The organism is Streptomyces albidicamelliae (assembly GCF_025642175.1).
In the GTDB taxonomy this organism is placed as follows: Bacteria; Actinomycetota; Actinomycetes; order Streptomycetales; family Streptomycetaceae; genus Streptomyces; species Streptomyces albidocamelliae.
Map to the genome: position 1 here is coordinate 6,462,028 of NZ_CP106795.1, position 19,090 is coordinate 6,481,117.

Annotated in this window: 18 protein-coding genes and 1 pseudogene; 8 read left to right on the forward strand and 11 right to left on the reverse strand. The window is 74.6% G+C overall.

Annotation, left to right across the window (positions count from 1 at the left end):
• Positions 1–96: 96 nt before the first annotated feature.
• From N8I86_RS39090 to N8I86_RS29265, 5 genes are all read right to left on the reverse strand, one after another.
• A complete protein-coding gene (locus N8I86_RS39090; RefSeq protein WP_310739661.1) occupies positions 97–180 on the reverse strand; it encodes a putative leader peptide in 84 nt (27 codons plus the stop codon).
• 127 nt (positions 181–307) lie between these two features.
• The gene (locus tag N8I86_RS29250; protein WP_073897309.1) at positions 308–880 is read right to left on the reverse strand and encodes a GNAT family N-acetyltransferase; all 573 of its coding nucleotides are present in this window, start codon (positions 878–880) and stop codon (positions 308–310) included.
• A gap of 127 nt (positions 881–1,007) precedes the next feature.
• Positions 1,008–2,342 (reverse strand): hypothetical protein, encoded by a 1,335-nt coding sequence (locus N8I86_RS29255; protein ID WP_123440093.1) that lies wholly within the window; start codon positions 2,340–2,342, stop codon positions 1,008–1,010.
• A 160-nt stretch (positions 2,343–2,502) separates the two neighbouring features.
• Positions 2,503–3,792, reverse strand: a complete 1,290-nt coding sequence (locus N8I86_RS29260; protein WP_185091735.1) for a GAF domain-containing protein — start codon at positions 3,790–3,792, stop codon at positions 2,503–2,505.
• Positions 3,793–4,108: 316 nt separating this feature from the next.
• Positions 4,109–5,746: an acyl-CoA dehydrogenase family protein gene (locus N8I86_RS29265; RefSeq protein ID WP_073897303.1), complete on the reverse strand. Its 1,638-nt coding sequence runs from the start codon at positions 5,744–5,746 to the stop codon at positions 4,109–4,111.
• Positions 5,747–5,875: 129 nt separating this feature from the next.
• Between N8I86_RS29265 and N8I86_RS29270 the strand changes: the two genes are divergently transcribed.
• The 3 genes from N8I86_RS29270 to N8I86_RS29280 all read left to right on the forward strand — a co-directional run bounded on the left by N8I86_RS29270 (position 5,876) and on the right by N8I86_RS29280 (position 9,157).
• Complete coding sequence (locus N8I86_RS29270; RefSeq protein ID WP_198960477.1) at positions 5,876–7,039, forward strand: YihY/virulence factor BrkB family protein; 1,164 nt, start codon at positions 5,876–5,878, stop codon at positions 7,037–7,039.
• A gap of 186 nt (positions 7,040–7,225) precedes the next feature.
• On the forward strand, positions 7,226–8,179 hold the full coding sequence (locus N8I86_RS29275; RefSeq protein WP_263279073.1) for an AraC family transcriptional regulator: 954 nt from the start codon (positions 7,226–7,228) through the stop codon (positions 8,177–8,179).
• A gap of 288 nt (positions 8,180–8,467) precedes the next feature.
• Positions 8,468–9,157 carry a helix-turn-helix domain-containing protein gene (locus N8I86_RS29280; RefSeq protein WP_263279074.1) on the forward strand — a complete coding sequence of 230 codons (690 nt, stop codon included), beginning with the start codon at positions 8,468–8,470 and terminating at the stop codon, positions 9,155–9,157.
• Here N8I86_RS29280 and N8I86_RS29285 read toward each other — a convergent pair.
• Together N8I86_RS29285 and N8I86_RS29290 are read right to left on the reverse strand one after the other, a co-directional pair.
• Positions 9,137–9,541, reverse strand: coding sequence for a VOC family protein (locus N8I86_RS29285; protein ID WP_073897297.1), 405 nt, complete (start codon positions 9,539–9,541; stop codon positions 9,137–9,139). The genes N8I86_RS29280 and N8I86_RS29285 overlap by 21 nt on opposite strands.
• Before the next feature lie 24 nt (positions 9,542–9,565).
• Complete coding sequence (locus N8I86_RS29290) at positions 9,566–10,405, reverse strand: DUF817 domain-containing protein (protein WP_404830841.1); 840 nt, start codon at positions 10,403–10,405, stop codon at positions 9,566–9,568.
• A 371-nt stretch (positions 10,406–10,776) separates the two neighbouring features.
• On the opposite strand from N8I86_RS29290, the gene N8I86_RS29295 reads away from it, so the two are divergent.
• Both N8I86_RS29295 and N8I86_RS29300 read left to right on the forward strand, forming a co-directional pair.
• Positions 10,777–11,640 (forward strand): isocitrate lyase/PEP mutase family protein, encoded by an 864-nt coding sequence (locus tag N8I86_RS29295; protein WP_263279075.1) that lies wholly within the window; start codon positions 10,777–10,779, stop codon positions 11,638–11,640.
• Complete coding sequence (locus N8I86_RS29300) at positions 11,637–11,915, forward strand: hypothetical protein (protein WP_263279076.1); 279 nt, start codon at positions 11,637–11,639, stop codon at positions 11,913–11,915. Before N8I86_RS29295 ends, N8I86_RS29300 begins: the two co-directional genes overlap by 4 nt.
• Before the next feature lie 80 nt (positions 11,916–11,995).
• Here the strand turns inward: N8I86_RS29300 and N8I86_RS29305 are convergent, their stop codons facing one another.
• Positions 11,996–12,226, reverse strand: coding sequence for a hypothetical protein (locus tag N8I86_RS29305; protein ID WP_263279077.1), 231 nt, complete (start codon positions 12,224–12,226; stop codon positions 11,996–11,998).
• Positions 12,227–12,424: 198 nt separating this feature from the next.
• Here N8I86_RS29305 and N8I86_RS29310 point away from each other — a divergent pair, with 198 nt between their 5' ends.
• On the forward strand, positions 12,425–14,032 hold the full coding sequence (locus N8I86_RS29310; protein ID WP_263279078.1) for a carboxylesterase/lipase family protein: 1,608 nt from the start codon (positions 12,425–12,427) through the stop codon (positions 14,030–14,032).
• Between the two features lie 115 nt (positions 14,033–14,147).
• Here the strand turns inward: N8I86_RS29310 and mmuM are convergent, their stop codons facing one another.
• Entirely contained in the window at positions 14,148–15,077 is a 930-nt protein-coding gene (gene mmuM / locus N8I86_RS29315) for a homocysteine S-methyltransferase (RefSeq protein WP_073897286.1), read from the reverse strand.
• A gap of 146 nt (positions 15,078–15,223) precedes the next feature.
• Between mmuM and N8I86_RS29320 the strand changes: the two genes are divergently transcribed.
• The gene (locus tag N8I86_RS29320; RefSeq protein WP_263280168.1) at positions 15,224–16,915 is read left to right on the forward strand and encodes a DUF2264 domain-containing protein; all 1,692 of its coding nucleotides are present in this window, start codon (positions 15,224–15,226) and stop codon (positions 16,913–16,915) included.
• A gap of 87 nt (positions 16,916–17,002) precedes the next feature.
• A pseudogene (locus N8I86_RS29325) lies at positions 17,003–17,793 on the forward strand (isocitrate lyase/PEP mutase family protein).
• Here N8I86_RS29325 and N8I86_RS29330 read toward each other — a convergent pair.
• On the reverse strand, positions 17,727–18,449 hold the full coding sequence (locus N8I86_RS29330) for an alpha/beta fold hydrolase (protein ID WP_263279079.1): 723 nt from the start codon (positions 18,447–18,449) through the stop codon (positions 17,727–17,729). The pseudogene N8I86_RS29325 and the gene N8I86_RS29330 sit on opposite strands and share 67 nt — an antisense overlap.
• Positions 18,446–19,048, reverse strand: coding sequence for a TetR/AcrR family transcriptional regulator (locus tag N8I86_RS29335; protein ID WP_073897277.1), 603 nt, complete (start codon positions 19,046–19,048; stop codon positions 18,446–18,448). Before N8I86_RS29335 ends, N8I86_RS29330 begins: the two co-directional genes overlap by 4 nt.
• Between the last annotated feature and the right edge of the window lie 42 nt (positions 19,049–19,090).

Here is a 19,090-nt window from a genome sequence, read left to right on the forward strand (position 1 = left end):
GGCTCTGACCTGCATATACGGGCATGCGCGCACGCGTGCGCGTCCTTGCGCGGGCAGGAAGTTCGGGAAACCCGGGTTCTCGGCGGTGCTGGAGGCTCAGCTCGCCGGACAGATGGCGCTGGACATGCGGCCGAGGTCGACGTGCCGCCGACTCACCAAGGCAATTCCAGTTCCAGGCATGGCGGAAGCCTGTCACGGCGATCTGGACACAGTCCAGCTTCGTCCAAGATGCGGACACCCTTGTCCCGAAATGTGGAACAAGGGTGTCGTCGCTCACATGTGCTGTCGGGAGACTTGTCCCGGCAGGTCAGGCGGGGTATGCGCCGGGCCACGGGCCGGGCGTGGCGATCTCGGGCTCCAGTTCCACCTTGGTGTCGAACAGCGTGAAGCCGCGCCGCTGGTAGTTGTCCATCGCGTACTCGCCGTCCTTGCTGCAGGTGTGCAGCCACACCCGCTTGGTCGGCGTACGCCCGGGCCACCGCTCGGCCAGGTCCCAGGCGCGGGCCGTGCCGTACGACAGCAGATGGCCGCCGATGCGCCGGCCGCGGGAGGCGGGCAGCAGACCGAAGTAGACGATCTCGACGACGCCCTCGCCCTGTGCCTCCAGTTCGACGTAACCGGCCGGGGTGCCCCGGTCGTACGCCACCCAGGTCTCCACGCCGGGCCGCTCCAGGTGCTCCCGCCACCGCGCGTGGCTCCAGCCGAGCCGGTCCGTCCACCGGATGTCGCCGCCGACCGAGGCGTACAGGAAGCGGCTGAACTCGGGGGAGGGGACCTCGGCGCGGACGATCCTGACGTCGCCCTCCGGGGCGGCGGCCGGCAGGAGGTCGGACGGGGACGTCTGCTCCAGGGACCAGGTGGTGACAGGGACGCTGCTCATGCGGGCCAGGGAATCATCCCGCCGGCCCGTCTGTCGATCGACCAGGTCACGCCGGGCGCGCAGGTGCGCAGGTCACGGCGGCCGCGCACCGCTCACCCGGGCCGGACGGCACCCGGGCCGCCCGGGGTCACCGCAGTGAGCGGTCGAGGGTCGCCAGGGGCAGGGAGAAGAGCATCCGGTCCGACAGCGACCACACCTCGCCGGTCTCCTGCCAGTAGGAGAGGGAGCCGGCCTCCCGCGCCCAGCAGCGGTGCGAGGAGTCCGCGCCGCACTGTGCCGCCCGCGCTCCCTTCGTGTCCTGTCGCCACAGCCCGCCGTGTCCGTCCCGCGAACCGGGCAGGTGTCCCACATACCAGGACGGCAGCTTCGCCCCGGGCTGCCGGTACGACAGCACCCCCCGGATGCCGGAGGTCCCGGTCCGGTACGCCTCCACCGCGTCGGCCCGCCCCGCGGCGTCCGTCGCGAGCAGCCCGGCGCGGGCGGGATCGGCGCTGAACGCGTACCGCCACAGCCGGGCCCGCCGGTCGCCGTCGGGTGCGGTCCACTCCGCGGCGACCAGGCTGTCGGGGGCCGTACCGCGGTCGAGGGCGAGGGCACCCGGGCAGGGCGCCCCGGCCGCCGTGCAGCGGCCGGAGGTGAAGCGGTACGAGCCGACCGCGGGCAGTACGTACCGGTAGCCGTCGGCGGACCAGCCGCCGGGCACCCGGCCGATCGCGGTGGCGTCGATCGTGGTGCGCTGGATGCGGTCGAGGTCGTAGACGTAGAGCGCGTCCGCGCTGCCGGTCCTGGTGGTCACCAGCAGTTTGTCCTGGTACCAGACCAGGCCGGAGATGCCGGATGCCAGGCCCCGGTAGTCCCGGCCGCCCTGGACCGGGACGACCAGCAGCACCCAGTCGTAGGTGAGGTGGTCGGGGTCGTCGGCGTCGACGAGGGCGACCCGGGCGAGTCCCCGCTCGGCGGGACGGCCGGTGGTGGTGCTGTGGGTCCAGCCGGCCACCAGGGCGCGGTGGGTGCCCCAGACGCCGTCGTCGTCGGCGTCCCCGGAGCCGGTCACCGAGGCCGGCCGCCAGTCGGCGGACGCGGCGTCGGCATCGTCCCAGCAGTAGGCGCGGGTGGCGGCCGGGGCCACGGGCAGGGAGGCGCGGTCGTCGGCGGAGCAGGCCGGGCCCTCCCGCATCGCGCGCTCCGCGTTCCCGAGCACCCCGTCCACGCCGACCGGGCGGCCCATCGCGGCGGAGAGCCGGTCGAGCGTACGGGCCGGGACCAGGTGCTCCCGGAGCTGGAGCCTGCCGGTGTCCGCGGCTGAGGTGAGCGGCTTGAGCGCACCCGGGTCGTCGGTCACGTCGGCCTGGGACACACTGATCATGGTGGCGGCCGCGGTGAGCGCCAGCGCGGTCCCGGTCAGGACCGCGCGGAGCGCCGCGCCCCGTCTGCGTCGGCGGTGTCTGCCGCGATGCTTCATGTCTCCTCCCGAGGCGGGCCAACTGCGCCTGATGGTCCGTACGTTGACCGAGGAGCAGGTGGGGAGGCCCGTAGGGGACTCTACGGCAGTAACGGGCCGCGCAGGGCGAAGACCCCGCAAATATGCGGAAGACACACGCACGGAGCGCCTGCCCGGGGTGTCAGGGGAGCGCCCGCCGGACCGGCGCCGGGCCCGTCCGCCGCCGTACCACCGCGGGCGCCGTCGACCGGGGCAGCAGGTCACGCGGGTCGTCGGGGAGCAGGACGACGACCTCTCCGGTGCCGCCGAACCGGTAGGGCCGATGCTGCAGAAGTTCCCCCAGATACCGTCTGATTCGCGACATCTCCGCCCGTACGGTCACCGTCCGGGAGGTGTCCCCGAACAGGTCGCCGGCCAGGCCCGCCGCCCCGCGCCCGGACGGGTGTTCGGTGAGCAGGAACAGCAACTCGGCGTGCCGCGGGCTCACTTCCCGGGACCAGGAACCCGCGGCGGCCTCCACGGTCAGCACGCAGCGGCCCGGCCGGGCGAGGTCCAGCACGATCCGGGTGGCGGCGGTGGCGAGCGGCTCGTCGGCCGCCCGCAGCAGCCAGCCCCCGGCCAACGGCTCCACCGCGCACGAACCCAGCGCGGGCAGCCACCGCCGGCCCGGCGTACACGACGTGGGCAGCGCGACCCGCCGCACGTACGGCATCCCGGTCACCGCGGCGACCCAGCCGTCCCGGTCCACCACCAGCGCCCGTCCCTCCAGCCGGGCCAGCACGGGCGCCGCGACCACCCGCAGCCGCTCCAGCGAAGCACCGTGGAGTTCCCGCAGTCGCGCCTCCGCCAGCTTGGCCACCGAGTCCACCCAGGCCAGGGTCGCCGGATGCATGGTCTCCAGCGGGCCGCTGACGTCCACGACCCCGATCAGCGTGCCGTCCCTGGGATCGGTGATCGGGGCGCCGGTGCACGTCCACGAGGTGTGCGAGCGGACGAAGTGCTCGCCGGCGAACACCTGGACGGGCCGCCGTACGACCACCGGGGTGCCCACGCCGTTGGTGCCGACGACGTCTTCCCGCCAGTCCGCGCCCAGTTCGAAACCGAGTCCGTCCGCCTTGCGCAGCACCGGACGCGAGCCCTCCCGCCACAGCACGCGCCCCTCGGCGTCCGCGACCACCATGATGTGGTGGGCGACGTCCGCGACCGAAAGCAGCCCCTGGCGCAGCACGGGCAGGACATGCCTGAGCGGTGACTCCTCACGCCTGCGCCGCACTTCCTCGGAGGGCAGCGGCGCGGACCTGGAGTCGTGGTCGGGATCGACGCCGCTGCGCAGCATCCGCTCCCAGGACTGCTCGATCACCGGCCGGGGCGCGATCCGCGCAGGCTGCCCGGCGAGGGTCGCCTCGCGCACCTCGCTCAGCACCCGCGCCGCCCGCGCCGCGTCCACGGCGGCCAGACGCGCCACGTTCATGGGCGAGTTCACCACTGGGGCCCTCCCGGGGGACGCATCGAACACGCTTGTCAAGCCGTCCGGGCGGCGGATTCCGGTCCGGCTCCGCCTCTCATAGTGCCGTCGCGAGCAGGACGGAGGCACACACTCCGCGCACGTGCGCCCACAAGTTGCAACCCCTTGCAACCCTGGTGCCCCGATGCGGGGTGGCTGAGACTTGACCTGACGCCTCGTGCGTCCGCGGGCTTCAAGGGGCCCACGTGGTGGGGGTGGTGCCGTGTCGGCGCAGCACCACCCTCACCGGGGGTTCGGTGGACAAGCGGGTGCACGCGCCCGCTCAGGAGACCGGCCGGGCCCGTTCCACCACCGCCGCGAGGTCCAGGCCCGCCGGCAGGGTGCCGAAGGACGCGCCGTGGTCACCGCCCAGCCGGGACGCGCAGAACGCGTCGGCGACCGCCGGGGGCGCGTGCCGCACCAGCAGCGAACCCTGGAGGACCAGCGCGAGCCGTTCCACCAGCCGCCGGGCCCGGCCCTCGATGCCGTCCAGGTCGGCGAGCTCGGTGAACAGGTCCTTCACCGCCCGGTCGAGACGGTGGTCGGCGCCGTGCGCCCGCCCGATCTCCGTGAGGCACGCGTCGAGCGCGCCCGGCTCCCGCCGCAGCGCCCTGAGCACGTCCAGCGCCTGCACGTTCCCGGCGCCCTCCCAGACGGAGTTCAGCGGCGACTCGCGCACCAGGCGGGGCAGGCCCGACTCCTCGACGTAGCCGTTGCCGCCCAGGCACTCGGCGGCCTCGACGGCCAGCGGCGCGCAGCGCTTGGTGATCCAGTACTTCGCGGCCGGCACCGCGAGCCGCAGAAAGGCGCGCTCCCGCTCGCCGCCGTCGTCGTACGCGGCGGCGAGCCGGAGCGCGAGCGCCGTCGCGGCCTCGGACTCCAGCGCGAGGTCGGCGAGCACGTTGCGCATCAGCGGCTTGTCGATCAGCCGCCCGCCGAACGCCTCGCGATGGGCACTGTGGTGGACCGCCTGCGCCACCGCCTGCCGCATCAGGCCCGCGGAACCGAGCGCGCAGTCCAGCCGGGTCGCGGAGACCATCCCGATGATGGTCCGCACCCCCTGACCCTCCTCGCCGACCCGGCGCGCCCAGGTGCCGTCGAACTCCACCTCGGCGGAGGCGTTGGAGCGGTTGCCCAGTTTGTCCTTCAGCCGCTGGAGCCGGAAGACGTTGCGGGTGCCGTCGTCCAGGACGCGCGGCACGAGGAAGCACGTGAGCCCGCCCGGGGCCTGCGCGAGCACCAGGAAGGCGTCCGACATGGGGGCCGAGCAGAACCACTTGTGCCCGGTCAGCACGTAGGTGCCGGCCTCGGCCAGGGGCCGCGCCTCGGTGGTGTTCGCCCGTACGTCGCTGCCGCCCTGCTTCTCGGTCATGCCCATACCGAGGACGGCCCCGGGCTTCTGTCCGGCGGGCCGCAGCTCGCGGTCGTAGATCGTGGACGCCAGCCGCGGCTCCCACTCGGCGGCCAACTCCGGATCGGCGCGCAGCGCGGGCACGGCGGCGTGGGTCATCGACAGCGGGCAGCAGTTGCCCGCGTCGACCTGCGTCCACACCAGGAAACCCGCCGCCCGCCGCACGTGCCCGGCCGGCCGGGACCAGGCCCCGGTCAGGCCCGCCGAGACGCCCTTGCCGAGCAGCCGGTGCCAGGCCGGGTGGAAGTCGACCTCGTCGATCCGGTGGCCGTACCGGTCGTGGGTGCGCAGCCGGGGCGGGTGCTCGTTCGCCTGCACCGCCCACTCCTGGAGCTGTGCGGAGCCGGAGGCCCGGCCGAGCGCGGACAGCTCGGCGCGCACCTCGTCCAGCACGCCCGGGTCGGTGTACCGCTCGACCGCGTCGACGAGGGCCCGGTCGGCCGCGAAGACGTCGTAGCCGGCCAGCGGGGGCGGCTGGTTCGTCACGGTGTGGGTGGGGGTGCCTGCCATGACTGCGAACCTACCCGGGACGGCGGCGGTGATGACCCCGGAGCTGCACGACGCCCGGAACCCGATGCCCGGACCGGTGATCGCCCCCGGAAGGTGAGGGCGGCCCGGTACGGCGGATACCGTTAGGACGTGCAGCCAGCAAGTGAATCCCCAGAGCGGCCCGCCGGCCGGCTCCACCGGGCCAGAGCCCTCTACCGGAACGTCTCCAAGCGCAGGACCGCCTGGCTGCTGCTCAAGGACACCGTCGACTCCTGCATGGAGTACCGCATCCTGGGCCTGGCGGCGGAGGCGGCGTTCTTCACGCTGCTGTCCGTGCCGCCGCTGCTGCTGAGCCTCATCGGGCTGCTCGGCTACGTCGACGACTGGACCGGCGCGGACACCATCCACAGCCTGGAGACCAACCTTCTGGTCGCCTCGCACACGGTGCTGTCCGACAAGGGCGTGAAGGACATCGCGGAGCCGATCCTGCACGACGTGATGCGGGGCGGCCGGCCCGACGTCATCTCCATCGGCTTCCTGTTCGCCCTGTGGTCGGGCTCGCGCGCGGTCAACGTCTTCATCGACACGATCACGGTCATGTACGGCCTCGACGGCGTCCGGGGCATCGTCAAGACCCGGATCATGGCCTTCCTGCTGTTCATCGTGGCGCTGCTGATCGGCTCGGTGGCGCTGCCGCTGATGGTCGCCGGACCGGACGCGGTGGTGCGTGTGGTGCCCTGGTCGGAGACGGTCGTCCAGGTCCTGTACTGGCCGGTCGTGATGGTCCTGTCCATCGTCTTCCTGACCACGCTGTACCACGTGTCGGTGCCGGTCCGCTCTCCCTGGATCGAGGACGTGCCCGGGGCTCTGGTGGCCCTGGCCATGTGGGTCCTCGGCAGCTTCCTGCTCCGCATCTACCTCACGAGCACCATCGAGGGCGCCACCATCTACGGCTCGCTCGCCGCCGCCGTCGCCGTCCTCCTGTGGATCGGTGTGTCCGCCTTCGCGGTCCTCGTCGGCGCCGCGGTGAACGCCGCGATCGACCGGGTCTGGCCCGCCGCGGCCACGGCCGCCGCCCGCGAGGCGAACGACCGCATCCGGGAGGCCCAGGTCGCCGAGTACGTGGCCCGTACGGCGGCCGGCCGCGAGACCGACCCCGACGACCCGGACATGCCCTCCGAGTTCCCCGAGCGCTGGTCCCGCTTCCTGCCCCCGACGGACGTGACCGCCCGCCTGCGCACCCACGCGAAGAACCCGCACCACTCCCACAAGTCAGGCGGCGGCACGGGGGACGCGACGCATCCGGAGAGGTGACCCGTACGGGCCGGTCCGGCCGGTCCGGCCACGCGCCGGACGCCGCGGCCCACGGACATGGCCGGGCCGCTCGTCCCCGTGAGCGGGCCACCGCGCGGCCTTCCCGCGTCCACGCGGGCTTCCTGTGTCCGCCCGGCCTCCGGCGTGCGTCCGCGGCGCCCGGAGCGTGCGTCTACGCTGCCCCCCATGGACGCACTCGCCGGCCTGCTGGACGGTCCACGCGCGCGGGGCGCCTTCATGATCCGCGCCTGCTTCGACCCGCCGTGGGCCGTGCGCGTGGCGGACGAGGCGCCGCTGACGGTGATGCTCATGGCGCGCGGCAGCTGCTGGATCACCCACGACGCCGGCGGCGGTCCGGTGCGGCTCGGCCCGGGGGACCTGGCGATCGCGCGCGGCCCGCTGTCCTACACCTGCGGCGACGCCCCGGACACCGCCCCGCAGGCGCTGATCCTGCCCGGCGGCGAGTGCCGGTATCCCGACGGCGGCTCCCTGAACGGCTCCATGGACCTCGGCGTGCGCACCTGGGGCGACCGCCCCGACGCGGGCACGATGATGCTGATCGGCACCTATCTCCTGCGCGGCGAGATCAGCGGCCGCCTGCTCGACGCGCTGCCGCCGCTGCTGACCCTGGCGGACGAGCTGTGGTCCTGCCCGCTCACCCCGCTGCTGACCGAGGAGATCGTCCGCGACGAGCCCGGCCAGGAGGTGGTCCTGGACCGGCTGCTCGACCTGCTCCTGATCAGCTCCCTGCGGGCGTGGTTCTCCCGCCCGGACTCGGCGGCGCCCGCCTGGTACCGCGCCCTGGCGGACCCGGTCGTCGGCCCCGTGCTGCGCCTGCTCCAGGACGATCCGGCGCGTCCGTGGACGGTCGCCGCGCTCGCCGCCGAGGCCGGGGTGTCCCGCGCGGCGCTGGCCCGCCGCTTCACCGGCCTCGTGGGGGAGCCGCCGATGTCCTACCTGACCGGCTGGCGGCTCGCCCTCGCCGCCGACCGGCTCCGCGACACCGACCTCACGCTCGACACCATCGCCCGCCAGGTCGGCTACAGCAGCCCGTTCGCCCTCTCCACCGCCTTCAAGCGGGTGTACGGCGTCAGCCCCCAGGAGCACCGCGCGGGCACCGGCACGGCCGGCCGGGCCTGAACGGCGGTACGGGGGCTCGTTCCCGGCCTTCGTTCCGGGGCTGCTGCCGGAACCGTCCCCTCCTCGCCCGCGCCGAGTCCCTCACCCTGCTGGCCCTGGCCGCCGTCGTCACCGCGGTGTACGCCCGACGGTTCCGCGCCCGCCACGGCCTGCCCCTGTTCGGCGCGCCCATATCCGCGACCGGCCGCTCCTGACGGTCACGCACGGGAAGGCATGACGGAAGGGAGGGACCGTGCCGTCCGCCCCGCGCGACCCGCACCGGCGGCGTGCCGACGTAGGCTGGCAGCCGTGTACGCGGAACGTGCGTCGCGGCTGACCGGGGCGGTCGTGTGGACCAACACCCCGGCCGGGACGGGTGCCCGGCCCGTGCTTCCCGACGGCTGCATGGACCTGCTGTGGACCGAGGGCCGGCTGCTGGTGGCGGGCCCGGACACCCGAGCCCATGTCCCGGACGGACCGCCTCGGGCCTGGGCCGGCATCCGCTTCTTCCCCGGCACCGCGCCGGCCCTGCTCGGTGTCCCCGCGCACGAACTGCGCGACAGACGGGTGGAGTTGGCGGACCTGTGGCCCGCCTCCCGGGTCGGGCGGCTGCGGGACCGGATCGAGGCCGCGCCCGACGCCGCGACGGCCCTGGAGGAAATCGCCCTGGACCGGAGCGCGTGGGCGGCCGTTCCGGACCCGCTGCTGCGCCGACTGGTGGAGTGCCTGGACGAGGGCCGCCCGGTGGCCGGCACGGCCGACGAACTGGAGCTGGGCGCACGTCAGTTGCACCGCCGCTGCCTCGGCGCCTTCGGCTACGGGCCCAAGACGCTCGCCCGCATCCTGCGTCTGCAGCGCGCGCTGGCTCTGGCCCGCTCCGGGCTGCCGTACGCCGAGACGGCCGTCCGGGCCGGGTACGCGGACCAGCCGCACCTCGCGCGTGAGGTCAGGGACTTGGCGGGCCGCCCGCTCGGGCGGCTACTCGGCGGCGGCCGGTAGCGGGGCGAACAGGTCCACGCCGTTGCCGTCGGGGTCGTGCACGGTGGCGTACCGCTGCCCCCAGAAGGCGTCCCACGGCTTCAGCTCCCCGTGATGGCCGGCGCTCACCAGATCCTCGTAGAGCGCGTCGACCTCGGCCGGTGAGCCGCACCGGAAGGCGAGCCCGACCCGGCCGCCGCCGGCGGGGGGCCGCCAGCCGGAGTGGAAGGAGCGGACGGTGTCCTCGGTGTCCAGGGCGAGCACCAGGCCGCCGGGCAACTCGGCCTCGACGTGTGGCTGGTCCTCGGCGCCGTCGGGGAAGACCAGCCCGAGGCGGCGGTAGAAGGCGAGCGAGGCGGCGAGGTCGGAGGCGACCACGCCGATCACGGCGAATCGTGGAGTCATGGGGCCACCGTAGGCGGGCGGGGATCAGCCGGTCTTGAAGGAATCGGACACCGCGGGCGGCCCGTCCCCGGGGTGGCCGGCGGTACGGCCGGGCCCGGTGGCCGCGAGGTGCTCGACCAGTACGAACGTCACGCTGATCAGGAGGGACCAGGCGCCGAACTTGCTCAGCGGTACCGGCTGCCAGCCGGCGAGCTGCTGGGGATAGCTCCAGGCGCCGGCCCAGGTGGCGGCGTTCTCGGCGACCCAGAGGAAGAAGCCGATCAGGACGAAGGAGACGGCGAGCGGCATACGGTAGCGGTGGGCGCCCACCCGGAAGCCGACCCAGGTCCCGGCGGTCGCGGCGGCCATCGCCAGCGCGAGCGGCCAGCGCAGGTCGGGCATCCAGTGGTGGGTGAAGAAGTTCAGGTAGACGGCGGCGGCCACCACGGTCGTGGCGGCGGCGCGGTAGCGGGTGAAGCGCAGTCGCATCAGCCGCCGGGCCCGGCACACGTAGCTCGCGACCGCCGCGTACATGAAGCCGCCGTACAGCGGCACCCCGGCGACCTTGGTGAGCGCGTCCTCCGGGTAACTCCACGACCCCATGCGCACCTTGACCAGCTCGAACAGCAGCCCCAGCACGTGGCACACGGCGATCACCGCGGTGTCCCGGCGGGTCTCCCAGCCGGCCTTGCGGGCGACGAGGGTGAGCAGCACCCCGTAGACGAGCACCAGGTCGTAGCGCGCCACCGGCAGCTCGGGCAGGAGCCGGGAGCCGGCGATGCCCGCGAGCAGTGCCACGGCGAAGGCGCAGCAGCGCGCCTGGACCAGTCCGAACCGCGCCAACTGCTCCAGGCCATGACGGAGCTCCCTCATCATGCGACGCATGCCCCCTCCTTCGAGCGCCGGTGAGGCCCCCGATCCTAGGGGTGCGATTGAACGTGTTCAAATACCTGGGTCCGCGAGTGGTGCGCCGTCGGCGCGGTGGCGGACGTGTGTGCGACGCGGTACTCGGCGCGCGGGCCGGGCCCCTGTCCTGCCCCGGGCGTCCCCGCCCGCCCCGAAGGCGGCCCCGCCTGGGCGGGACGGCTCGCCGAGTGACGTTTCTGCGGTGAACCGTCTCCACCATTGGAGTGAGTAAAGCCGGCGTCCGTGGATGGTCACGCGATCACCTAGGGATGCTCTTGTCCTGGTAAAGGGCGTCGAGACGCGGCGGTCGACCCCGACCCGCGTCACCCACCCACAGAAGGAGCCGGACCTTGACCCACGGTAAGAAGCTGCGCGAGCGCATCGCCGGGCCCGGGACCACACCGCTGATCGGCGTGTACGACATGTACTCGGCGTCGATCGCGGCCAAGCACTACGACGGGATGTTCGTCTCGGGCTTCGGGTTCGCGGCCTCGTACTACGGCCTGCCGGACATCGGATTCATCGCCTGGCCGGACATGGTGGCCTTCGTCCAGCGGCTGCGCGGCGCGTTCCCGTACCACCACCTGCTGGTCGACATCGACGACGGCTACGTCGACCCCGAGGTCGCCTGTCACGTCGTCGAGGGGCTGGAACGCATCGGCGCCTCCGGCGTGATCCTGGAGGACCAGAAGCGACCGCGCCGCTGCGGGCACGCCGACGGCAAGCAGGTGCTGCCGCTGGAGGAGTACCTGGAGAAGCTGGACAAGGTCCTGCAGACGCGCAAGGACCTGGTCGTCGTCGCCCGTACGGACGCCACCGACGAGCACGACATCCTGCACCGCGCCGAGCGGCTCGCCGCGACCGACGCCGACGTGGTCCTGGTCGACGGCGTCCGCAGCGTCGAGTGGATCAAGCGCATCCGCGAGGTGGTGGGCGGCAAGCCGCTGCTGTTCAACCAGATCGCCGGTGGCAAGTCCCCCCGGCTCTCCCTCGGCGAACTGTCCGACCTCGGCGTCGACGTGGCGATCTACAGCACCCCCTGCCTGTTCGCCGCGCACGAGGCGATGGACTCGGCGCTCTCCGGTCTGAAGGCGGCCGACGGCCGGCTGCCGGAGGTGGACCCCGCGAGCGGCATCGGGGTGAAGGCCTCCACCAGCCTGCTGGAACGCAACATCGCCCCCGAGCGGCTCGCCCCCGAGGGCGTGGGCGTGTGACGGGTGCGGTCCCCCGGATCGGGGCCGCCGCGCTCTGCGCGGCGGCGCTCCTCGCCTCCGGTGCGGTGCCGGCCGCCGCGTCCGGCGGAGTGATCACCGTCATCGACAACTCGCGGACCGTGGTCGACAACTCGGAGCAGGACTCGATCCTGGAGATCGACCGCGCGGGCAACGCCCAGACCGGCAGCGGCACCGCGGGCAGCGACCACGACGGCAGTGCCGTGGACGTGGTCGAGGCGCTGGTGGGAGCGGCCGGACGCGGCGCGGAGGACTGACCGGGCCGCTCCGTGACGGACCAGCGCGTACGACGACGGCCGGGCACCTCCGCGCGGGAGGTGCCCGGCCGTCCGCGCATTCAGTCCTGACCCGGGGCGGGGCGGCCGTGCCCGCCCGTCCCGACGTCCTCCCGGATCTGCCGGTCCTGCCGGTCCCCCTCCGGGTCCTGCCCGCCGGCGGGCGCGGCCACGGTGGCGCGGTGCTGTCCCGGGGCGAGGACATGGTCGGCGGCCTGCGCCGTGCCGTACGCCGTGACCAGAGCGACTGCGGTCCCGGCGAGGGCCGCTGCGGTACGCGTGGTGCGGTTCATGCCCGGCAAACGATCTTGCGGGGTGCGGGGTCACCTTCGAAAGTCCGCACAGAGGGGGCCGACGTCCCTCGAACGGCCCAGCACGGGGTCCGTGCACCGGAATACCCGCGCCCACTGTGATGCTCTGTTGTGCACGGTGCGGCAGTGCACCGGTGTGACCGAGGAGAGTGCGCGGACACGTCGAAGGGCTGGTGGGCGATGACGGCAGACCAGGCGGGCCCCGTGGTCGGAACGCCGCACGGGAGGGTGCGCGGCCGGTACGAGAAGGGTGTCGCCGTCTTCCGGGGCATCCCGTACGCCGCCCCGCCCTTCGGCCCCCGGCGGTTCCGCCCGCCCGAGCCGCCCGAGCCCTGGGACGGCACGCGTGAGGCCGTCGCCTTCGGGCCGACCGCGCCCAAGCCGCCGTACTCCGACGCCTTCGCCCACTACCTGTCCGACCCGGAGATCCCGGGCGACGACTGCCTCAACCTCAACGTGTGGACGCCCGCCCCGGACCCCGGCGCCCGGCTCCCGGTCCTGCTCTGGCTGCACGGCGGCGCCCTGACCCGGGGTTCGTCGGCCGTGCCCGTGTACGACGGCGGCACCTTCGCCCGGGACGGCGTGGTCTTCGTGTCGGTCAACTACCGGCTGGGCACCGAGGGCTACGGACTCTTCCCCGACGCACCCCCCAACCCCGGCCTGCGCGACCAGCTCGCCGCCCTGACCTGGGTGCACGAGGCGATATCCGCCTTCGGCGGCGACCCGGACCGGATCACCCTGGGCGGCCAGTCGGCCGGCGCGATCAGCGCGGGCGCCCTGCTCGCCGCCCCTCGGTCCCAGGGGCTGATCCGGCGGGCCGTCCTGCAGAGCGGCGCGCCGGAGGCCGCGGACCGGGACAAGGTGCGCCGCATGGTGCGCCGTATGGCCACCCGGCTGAAGATCCCCGCCACCGCCGAGGCCTTCGCCGCCGTCGACCGCGACCTGCTGCTGCGCACCCAGGCCGAGGTCGGCCGGCTCAGCAGCCCGGTGCTGGGCGGACCCTCGTTCGGCATCGTCGTCGACGGTGACGTCGTGCCCCGCGACCCGCTCCGGGCCCTGCTCGACGGCGAGGCGGCACCGGGCGTCGACCTCCTCATGGGCTGGACCCGGGACGAGTACCGGCTGTGGCTGGTGCCCGGCGGGCTGCTCGACCACGTCGACCGGCTCGGCCCGGTCGCCCTGGCCGGGGCCATGGCCCGCTGTCACGCCGGCCACGAAGTGCCCCGCGGCTACCGTTCCCTGCGCCCCGGCGCCGGCGCCGCCGAGATCGTCGGCCAGATGGTCACGGACCACCTGCTCCGCCTGCCGCTGCACCGCCTCGCCGACGCCCGCCCCGCCCAGTCCTGGCTCTACGAGTTCGCCTGGCCCTCCGGCCTTCCCGGCCTCGGCGCCTGCCACGCCCTGGAACTGGGGTTCGTCTTCGACACCGGTGACGTGCCCGAGTCCAAGAAGCTGGCCGGGGAGGGCGCAGCGCAGGAGTTGTGCGACGCGATGCACGGGGCCTGGGTGCGCTTCGTGAAGACCGGGGACCCCGGCTGGCAGGCCTGGGACGCCTCGCACCCCGTGCGGACCTTCGGCGACCCCGAACCGGATGCCGCGGACGCCGTGGCGTACACCGCCCACGGCCCCCGGGACGCCGAGACCGCCCTGTGGTCGGCCGCGCCCACCGTCCCGGCACCGGACCTACGGCCGGACCCCCCGTCCCCGGCCGTCATCCGCGCCACCGGAGCCGAACTGGCCGCCGCGGTACGGCGTCTGCGGCGGTCCGTCGGGGTGCGACGCCGCTGAGCCGGCGAAGGTGTCCGTCCACGGCCGCGGCCATCCTGCGGGGCGCGTGGGCCGCGCGGCCCGCTCGCGGCGGGCCGGCGCCGGCGCTCACGGGGCACGGGTGCGGGTGCGGGTGTCAGCCGAGCTCACGCACGGCCGCGGCGATCCCGGTGATCGCGTCCGGCCCCACCCGGCAGCAGCCCCCGATCAGCCGCGCCCCGGCCCGCCGCCACGTCCGAACCTGCTCGGCGCTGAACGTCGTACGCCCGGTCCAGGCCCGTGCCCGCGCGTCCCAGGTCTCGCCGCTGTTGGGGTAGACCACGACCGGCTTCCCGGTGACGCGGGCCGCGATCTCCGCGGCGGGCGCCACGTCCCGCGGTGCGCAGCAGTTCACCCCCACCGCGATCACCTCGTCCACGGCGGCGGCCGGCGCGAAGGCCTCCTCCAGGGGCTGCCCGGCACGCGTGCGCAGGCCGTCGACCGAGTAGGACAGCCACGCCGGGACCCCCAGCCCCCGCACCGCCCTGAGCAGCGCGGCGCCCTCGTCGGCGTCCGGCACGGTCTCCAGCGCCAGGACGTCCGGCTCGGCGGCGGCCAGCACCTCGATCCGCGGCCGGTGGAACCGCTCCAGCTCGTCGACGCCGAGACCGTACCGGCCGCGGTACTCGGAGCCGTCCGCGAGCATCGCCCCGTACGGCCCGACCGAGGCCGCCACCCACAGCGGCCGGTCCGCACCCGCGTCCGCCGCCCGCCGGGCCGCCTCGCGGGCGAGGTCCACGCTCAGTGCGAGCAGCCGCGCCGTCTCGTCGTGGCCCGTGCCGCGCCTCGCGAAGCCCTCGAAGGTGGCCTGGTAGCTGGCCGTGATCGCCACGCTCGCGCCCGCGAGGTAGTAGCGCAGGTGCGCCTCGGTGACGGCCTCGGGCCGCTCGGCGAGCAGCCGCGCCGACCACAGCTCGTCGCCCAGGTCGTGTCCCGCGGACTCCAGCTGGTTGGACAGGCCGCCGTCGAGCACCACGGTGCCGTCGGCGAGGGCGTCGGCGAGGCCGGGGGAGGTGTCGCTGGTCATGCCACGACGCTAGTCGACGGGGTGCACCGCGCGGGCGGGGGAGCCCCCACCCCTTTCGAAAGCGCTTTCCCGAGCGGTACGGTCCCGGCGATCCCTCGCTCCCCGAGCGACGGGCCGCCCGCCGGGAAAGGACCGCCACCGCCGTGATCCGACTGCCCCCCGACGACCGCGGGCGAAGCCCGTACACCGGTTGCACCCGTGCCCACTGGGAGGCCGCGGCCGACGCGCTGCTCGCCGCGGTCGAGCCGTACGCCACCGCCGACCGCGCCCTCTACCACCTCCCCGGCGACCATGTGAGCCACTCCGGCCACCTCTCCGACGGCCTGGAGGGATACGCCCGCACGCTGCTGCTCGCCGCCTTCCGGCAGGACGCGACCGTGCTCGGCCGGTACGCCGACGGACTCGCGACCGGGCCCCGCGGAGTCTGGCCGGACGTCACCGACCGCAGCCAGCCGCTCGTCGAGGCCGCGTCGATCGCGCTCGCCCTGCGACTGACCCGGCCGCTGCTGTGGGACCGCCTGGACGACACCGTGCGCCGACGGACCGCCGACTGGCTCGCGGACGCCCTCACCGCCGAACCCTGGCCCAACAACTGGGAGTTGTTCCCGGTCACCGTCGGCGGGTTCCTGGCGGAGATCGGCCACCGGCCGGAGGCGGCGCGCCGGGCGATCGACCGCGGCCTGGAGCGGATCGAGACCTGGTACGTCGGCGACGGCTGGTACACCGACGGCGACGGCCGCAGGTTCGACTACTACAACGGCTGGGCCCTGCACCTGTACCCGGTCCTGCACGCCTGGCTGGCCGACGACCGGGAACTGCTCTCCCGGTACGGCGGACGCCTGGCACGGTACCTCGCCGACTACGCCCACCTGTTCGGCGGCGACGGCGCCCCCGTGGCCCAAGGGCGCTCGCTGACCTACCGTTTCGCCACCGCGGCCCCGCTGTGGCTGGGCGCGCTGACCGGTCACACCCCTCTGTCGCCGGGGGAGACACGGCGGCTGGCCTCCGGGACGCTGCGGTACTTCGTCGACGGCGGCGCGGTGGACCAACGGGGCCTGCTCCCGCTCGGCCGGCTCGGGCCCGACACCTCCTTCGTGCAGGCCTATTCGGGCCCGGCCTCCCCGTACTGGGCGAGCAAGGGCTTCCTCGGACTGCTGCTGCCGGCCGGGCACGAGGTGTGGACGGCACCCGAGGAACCGGGCCCGGTCGGGCGCGCGGACGCGGTGAGGCCGCTGCCCGCACCCAACTGGCTGCTGCAGACGACCCGTTCGGACGGGCTGGTCCGGCTGCACAACCACGGCAGCGAGGACGTCCGCTACGACCCGTTCTACACGCGGCTCGCGTACTCCTCGGCCACCGTTCCGGCGGCGTCGTACGACAACAGCGTGATCGTCGGGGGGAATCCGGGCCGTACGGGCATCGAGCCGCTGGGCACGGGCGAGGGGTGGATCGCCTCCCGGCACACCGTCGGGGACGGGGTCACCGTGACCAGCGTGGTGCTCGCCGAGGGCGCGGCGGAGGTGCGGTGCCACCTGGTCTCCGGAGCCGTGCCCGGCACGCGGGTGCGGGTCACGGGGTGGACGGAGGGGGCGGGCGCACGCGCCGAACTCCTGCCGGCGGTGGGCCTGTGCGACGACCTCGCCGGGGCCGTCGGGGTGGGGGACACCCTGTTCGTCGCCCTGGCCCGCCTCACCGCCGAGCCGGATCCGCCGCCGCTGGCCGAGCTGGTGTCCGTACGGCCGGCCGGTGCGGCGGAGCTGGAGGTCGAGTGGGCCGGGGGAACGGGGGCGCGGGTGCGGTGGGACGGGCCGGGGGTGACGGTGACCGTGCGCGGGTGAGCGCCGCCGCGGACCTGGGCGCCGCACACTTCGGCCGCGACCGAAACGTCCGGCGCCTAGCGTGGCCGTATGAGCGCAGAGACCACCATGACGTCCTTCGCCGCACTGCACCACCGGCCCGGCGTGCCGCTGCTGCTGCCCAACGCGTGGGACCACGCCTCGGCCGCCGCCCTCGCCGCCCGGGGCTTCCCCGCGATCGGCACGACGAGCCTGGCCGTGGCGGCGGCCGCCGGCCTGCCCGACGGGGAGGCGGCGACCCGCGAGCACACCCTGCGCCTCGCCCGGACCCTCGGCTCGGAGCCGTACCCGATCTCGGTCGACGCCGAGAACGGCTTCAGCGACGACCCGGACGAAGTCGCCGAGCTGGCCCGGGAGCTGTGGACCGCCGGGGTCGCCGGGATCAATCTGGAGGACGGTCTCGGGCCGAGCGGCCGGCACGCCGCGAAGATCGCCGCGGTGAAGGCGGCCGTACCGGAGCTGTTCGTCAACGCCCGCACCGACACCCACTGGTCGGGGGACGGGGACGCGCGGGACACCCTGCGGCGGCTCGACGCGTATCAGGAGGCCGGCGCGGACGGGGTGTTCGTACCGGGGCTGACCGATCCGCGGCGGATCGCGTCCCTCACCCGGCATCTCGAAGCACCCCTCAACGTCCTCTACTCGCCGACCGGTCCCACCGTCCCCGAGCTCGCCCGCCTCGGTGTGCGCCGCGTCAGCCTCGGCTCGCTGTTGTACCGGCGCGCGCTCGGCGCGGCGCTGGACGCGGCGGCCGACATCGCCGCGGGGCGTGCCCCGGCCGGTCCGACCCCTCCTACGCGGACGTCCGCGCGCTGGAGAGGAACATGTCGGCCAGCCGGTCGGCGAACTCCAGCGGGTGATCGAGCGTGCCGAGATGGCCGCCCGGGAACTCCGCGAAGGCGCCGCCCAGCCGGCCCGCGGTGACCTCGGCCGTGCGGTGCAGGAGCTGACCGCGCGATGCCGTGCCGGCGGCCACGGTGAGCCGGCCCGGCGGAGCGGTGAAGGCGGGCGTGTGAGCGGTGAACGGACGCAGGACATGGGCGAGGAACACTCCCATCGGGGTCGCCGACGCGCCCTCGGCGGGCGGCCGTCCGGGGCCGTCCAGCTGCCCGATCAGCTCCGCGCGCCGCTCGGCCCCGTCGGGCAGCAGGGTGACGCAGGGCGGTTCGTGCGCGACCACGTGGGCCAGCCGGTGCGGGTGCCGGGCGAGGAGGTCCAGGGCCGCGATGCCGCCGGAGCTGGTGCCGCACACGTACGCGGACCCGCCCGCCGGAAGCACGGTCTCCAGCACCCGGTGCGCGCCCTCGCTCCAGTCCGCCACCCGCCGGCCGGCGACCGGGAGGCCCAGCCTGCCGTGGGCGAGGCCCAGCGGGTCGTACGTCACCACGGTGAAGCGCGCGGACAGGCGCTCGGTCAGCGGACCGAGCCCCATCGGGTGTCCGGCGCCGCCGGGCACGAGCAGCAGCACGGGGCCGCTGCCCCGGACGTCGTAGGCGTCGGGAAGGGGCTCGGTCATCGCTCTTCCGCCTTCTTCCGGTTGGGGCCGGTCTCGCGCGGCCAGTGCTCCAGCGCCAGGTGCAGTGCGTCGACCGCCTTGTCCCAGGAGGCCTGGACGTCACGGTCCGCGCCGAAGCCGCCGGTGGACTCCAGTGCGCAGTAGCCGTGGAAGGTGCTGCGCAGCAGGCGCACCGCGTCGGTCAGATCGGGTTCTTCGAGGCCGTAGCCGCGCAGCATGCCGTAGGTGATCTCGGCGGTACGGCGCAGGGCCGGCGTGCCGGCGATCAGGGACTGGTCGACGCGGATCTGGGTGGCGGCGTACCGGCCCGGGTGCCGCAGGGCGTACGCGCGGTAGGCGCCGGCGAAGGCGGCCAGCGCCTCCCTGCCCGCCCGTCCCGCGACGGCGACCGCGATTTGGTCGATCAACTCGCCGCCCGCGTACAGCGCGAGCCGGGTGCGCAGGTCCTCCATGCCCCGGACGTGCGAGTACAGGCTGGCGTCCTTCACCCCGAACCGGCGGGCCAGCGCCGACAGGGTGACCCGCTCGAAGCCCACCTCGTCGGCCAGTTCGGCCGCCGCCGCGACGACCCGCTCCCCACTGAGGCCCGCACGGGCCATGGGGACCCCCTTTCGCCGGTCCTGTTTCCTATGGTCCCTAGG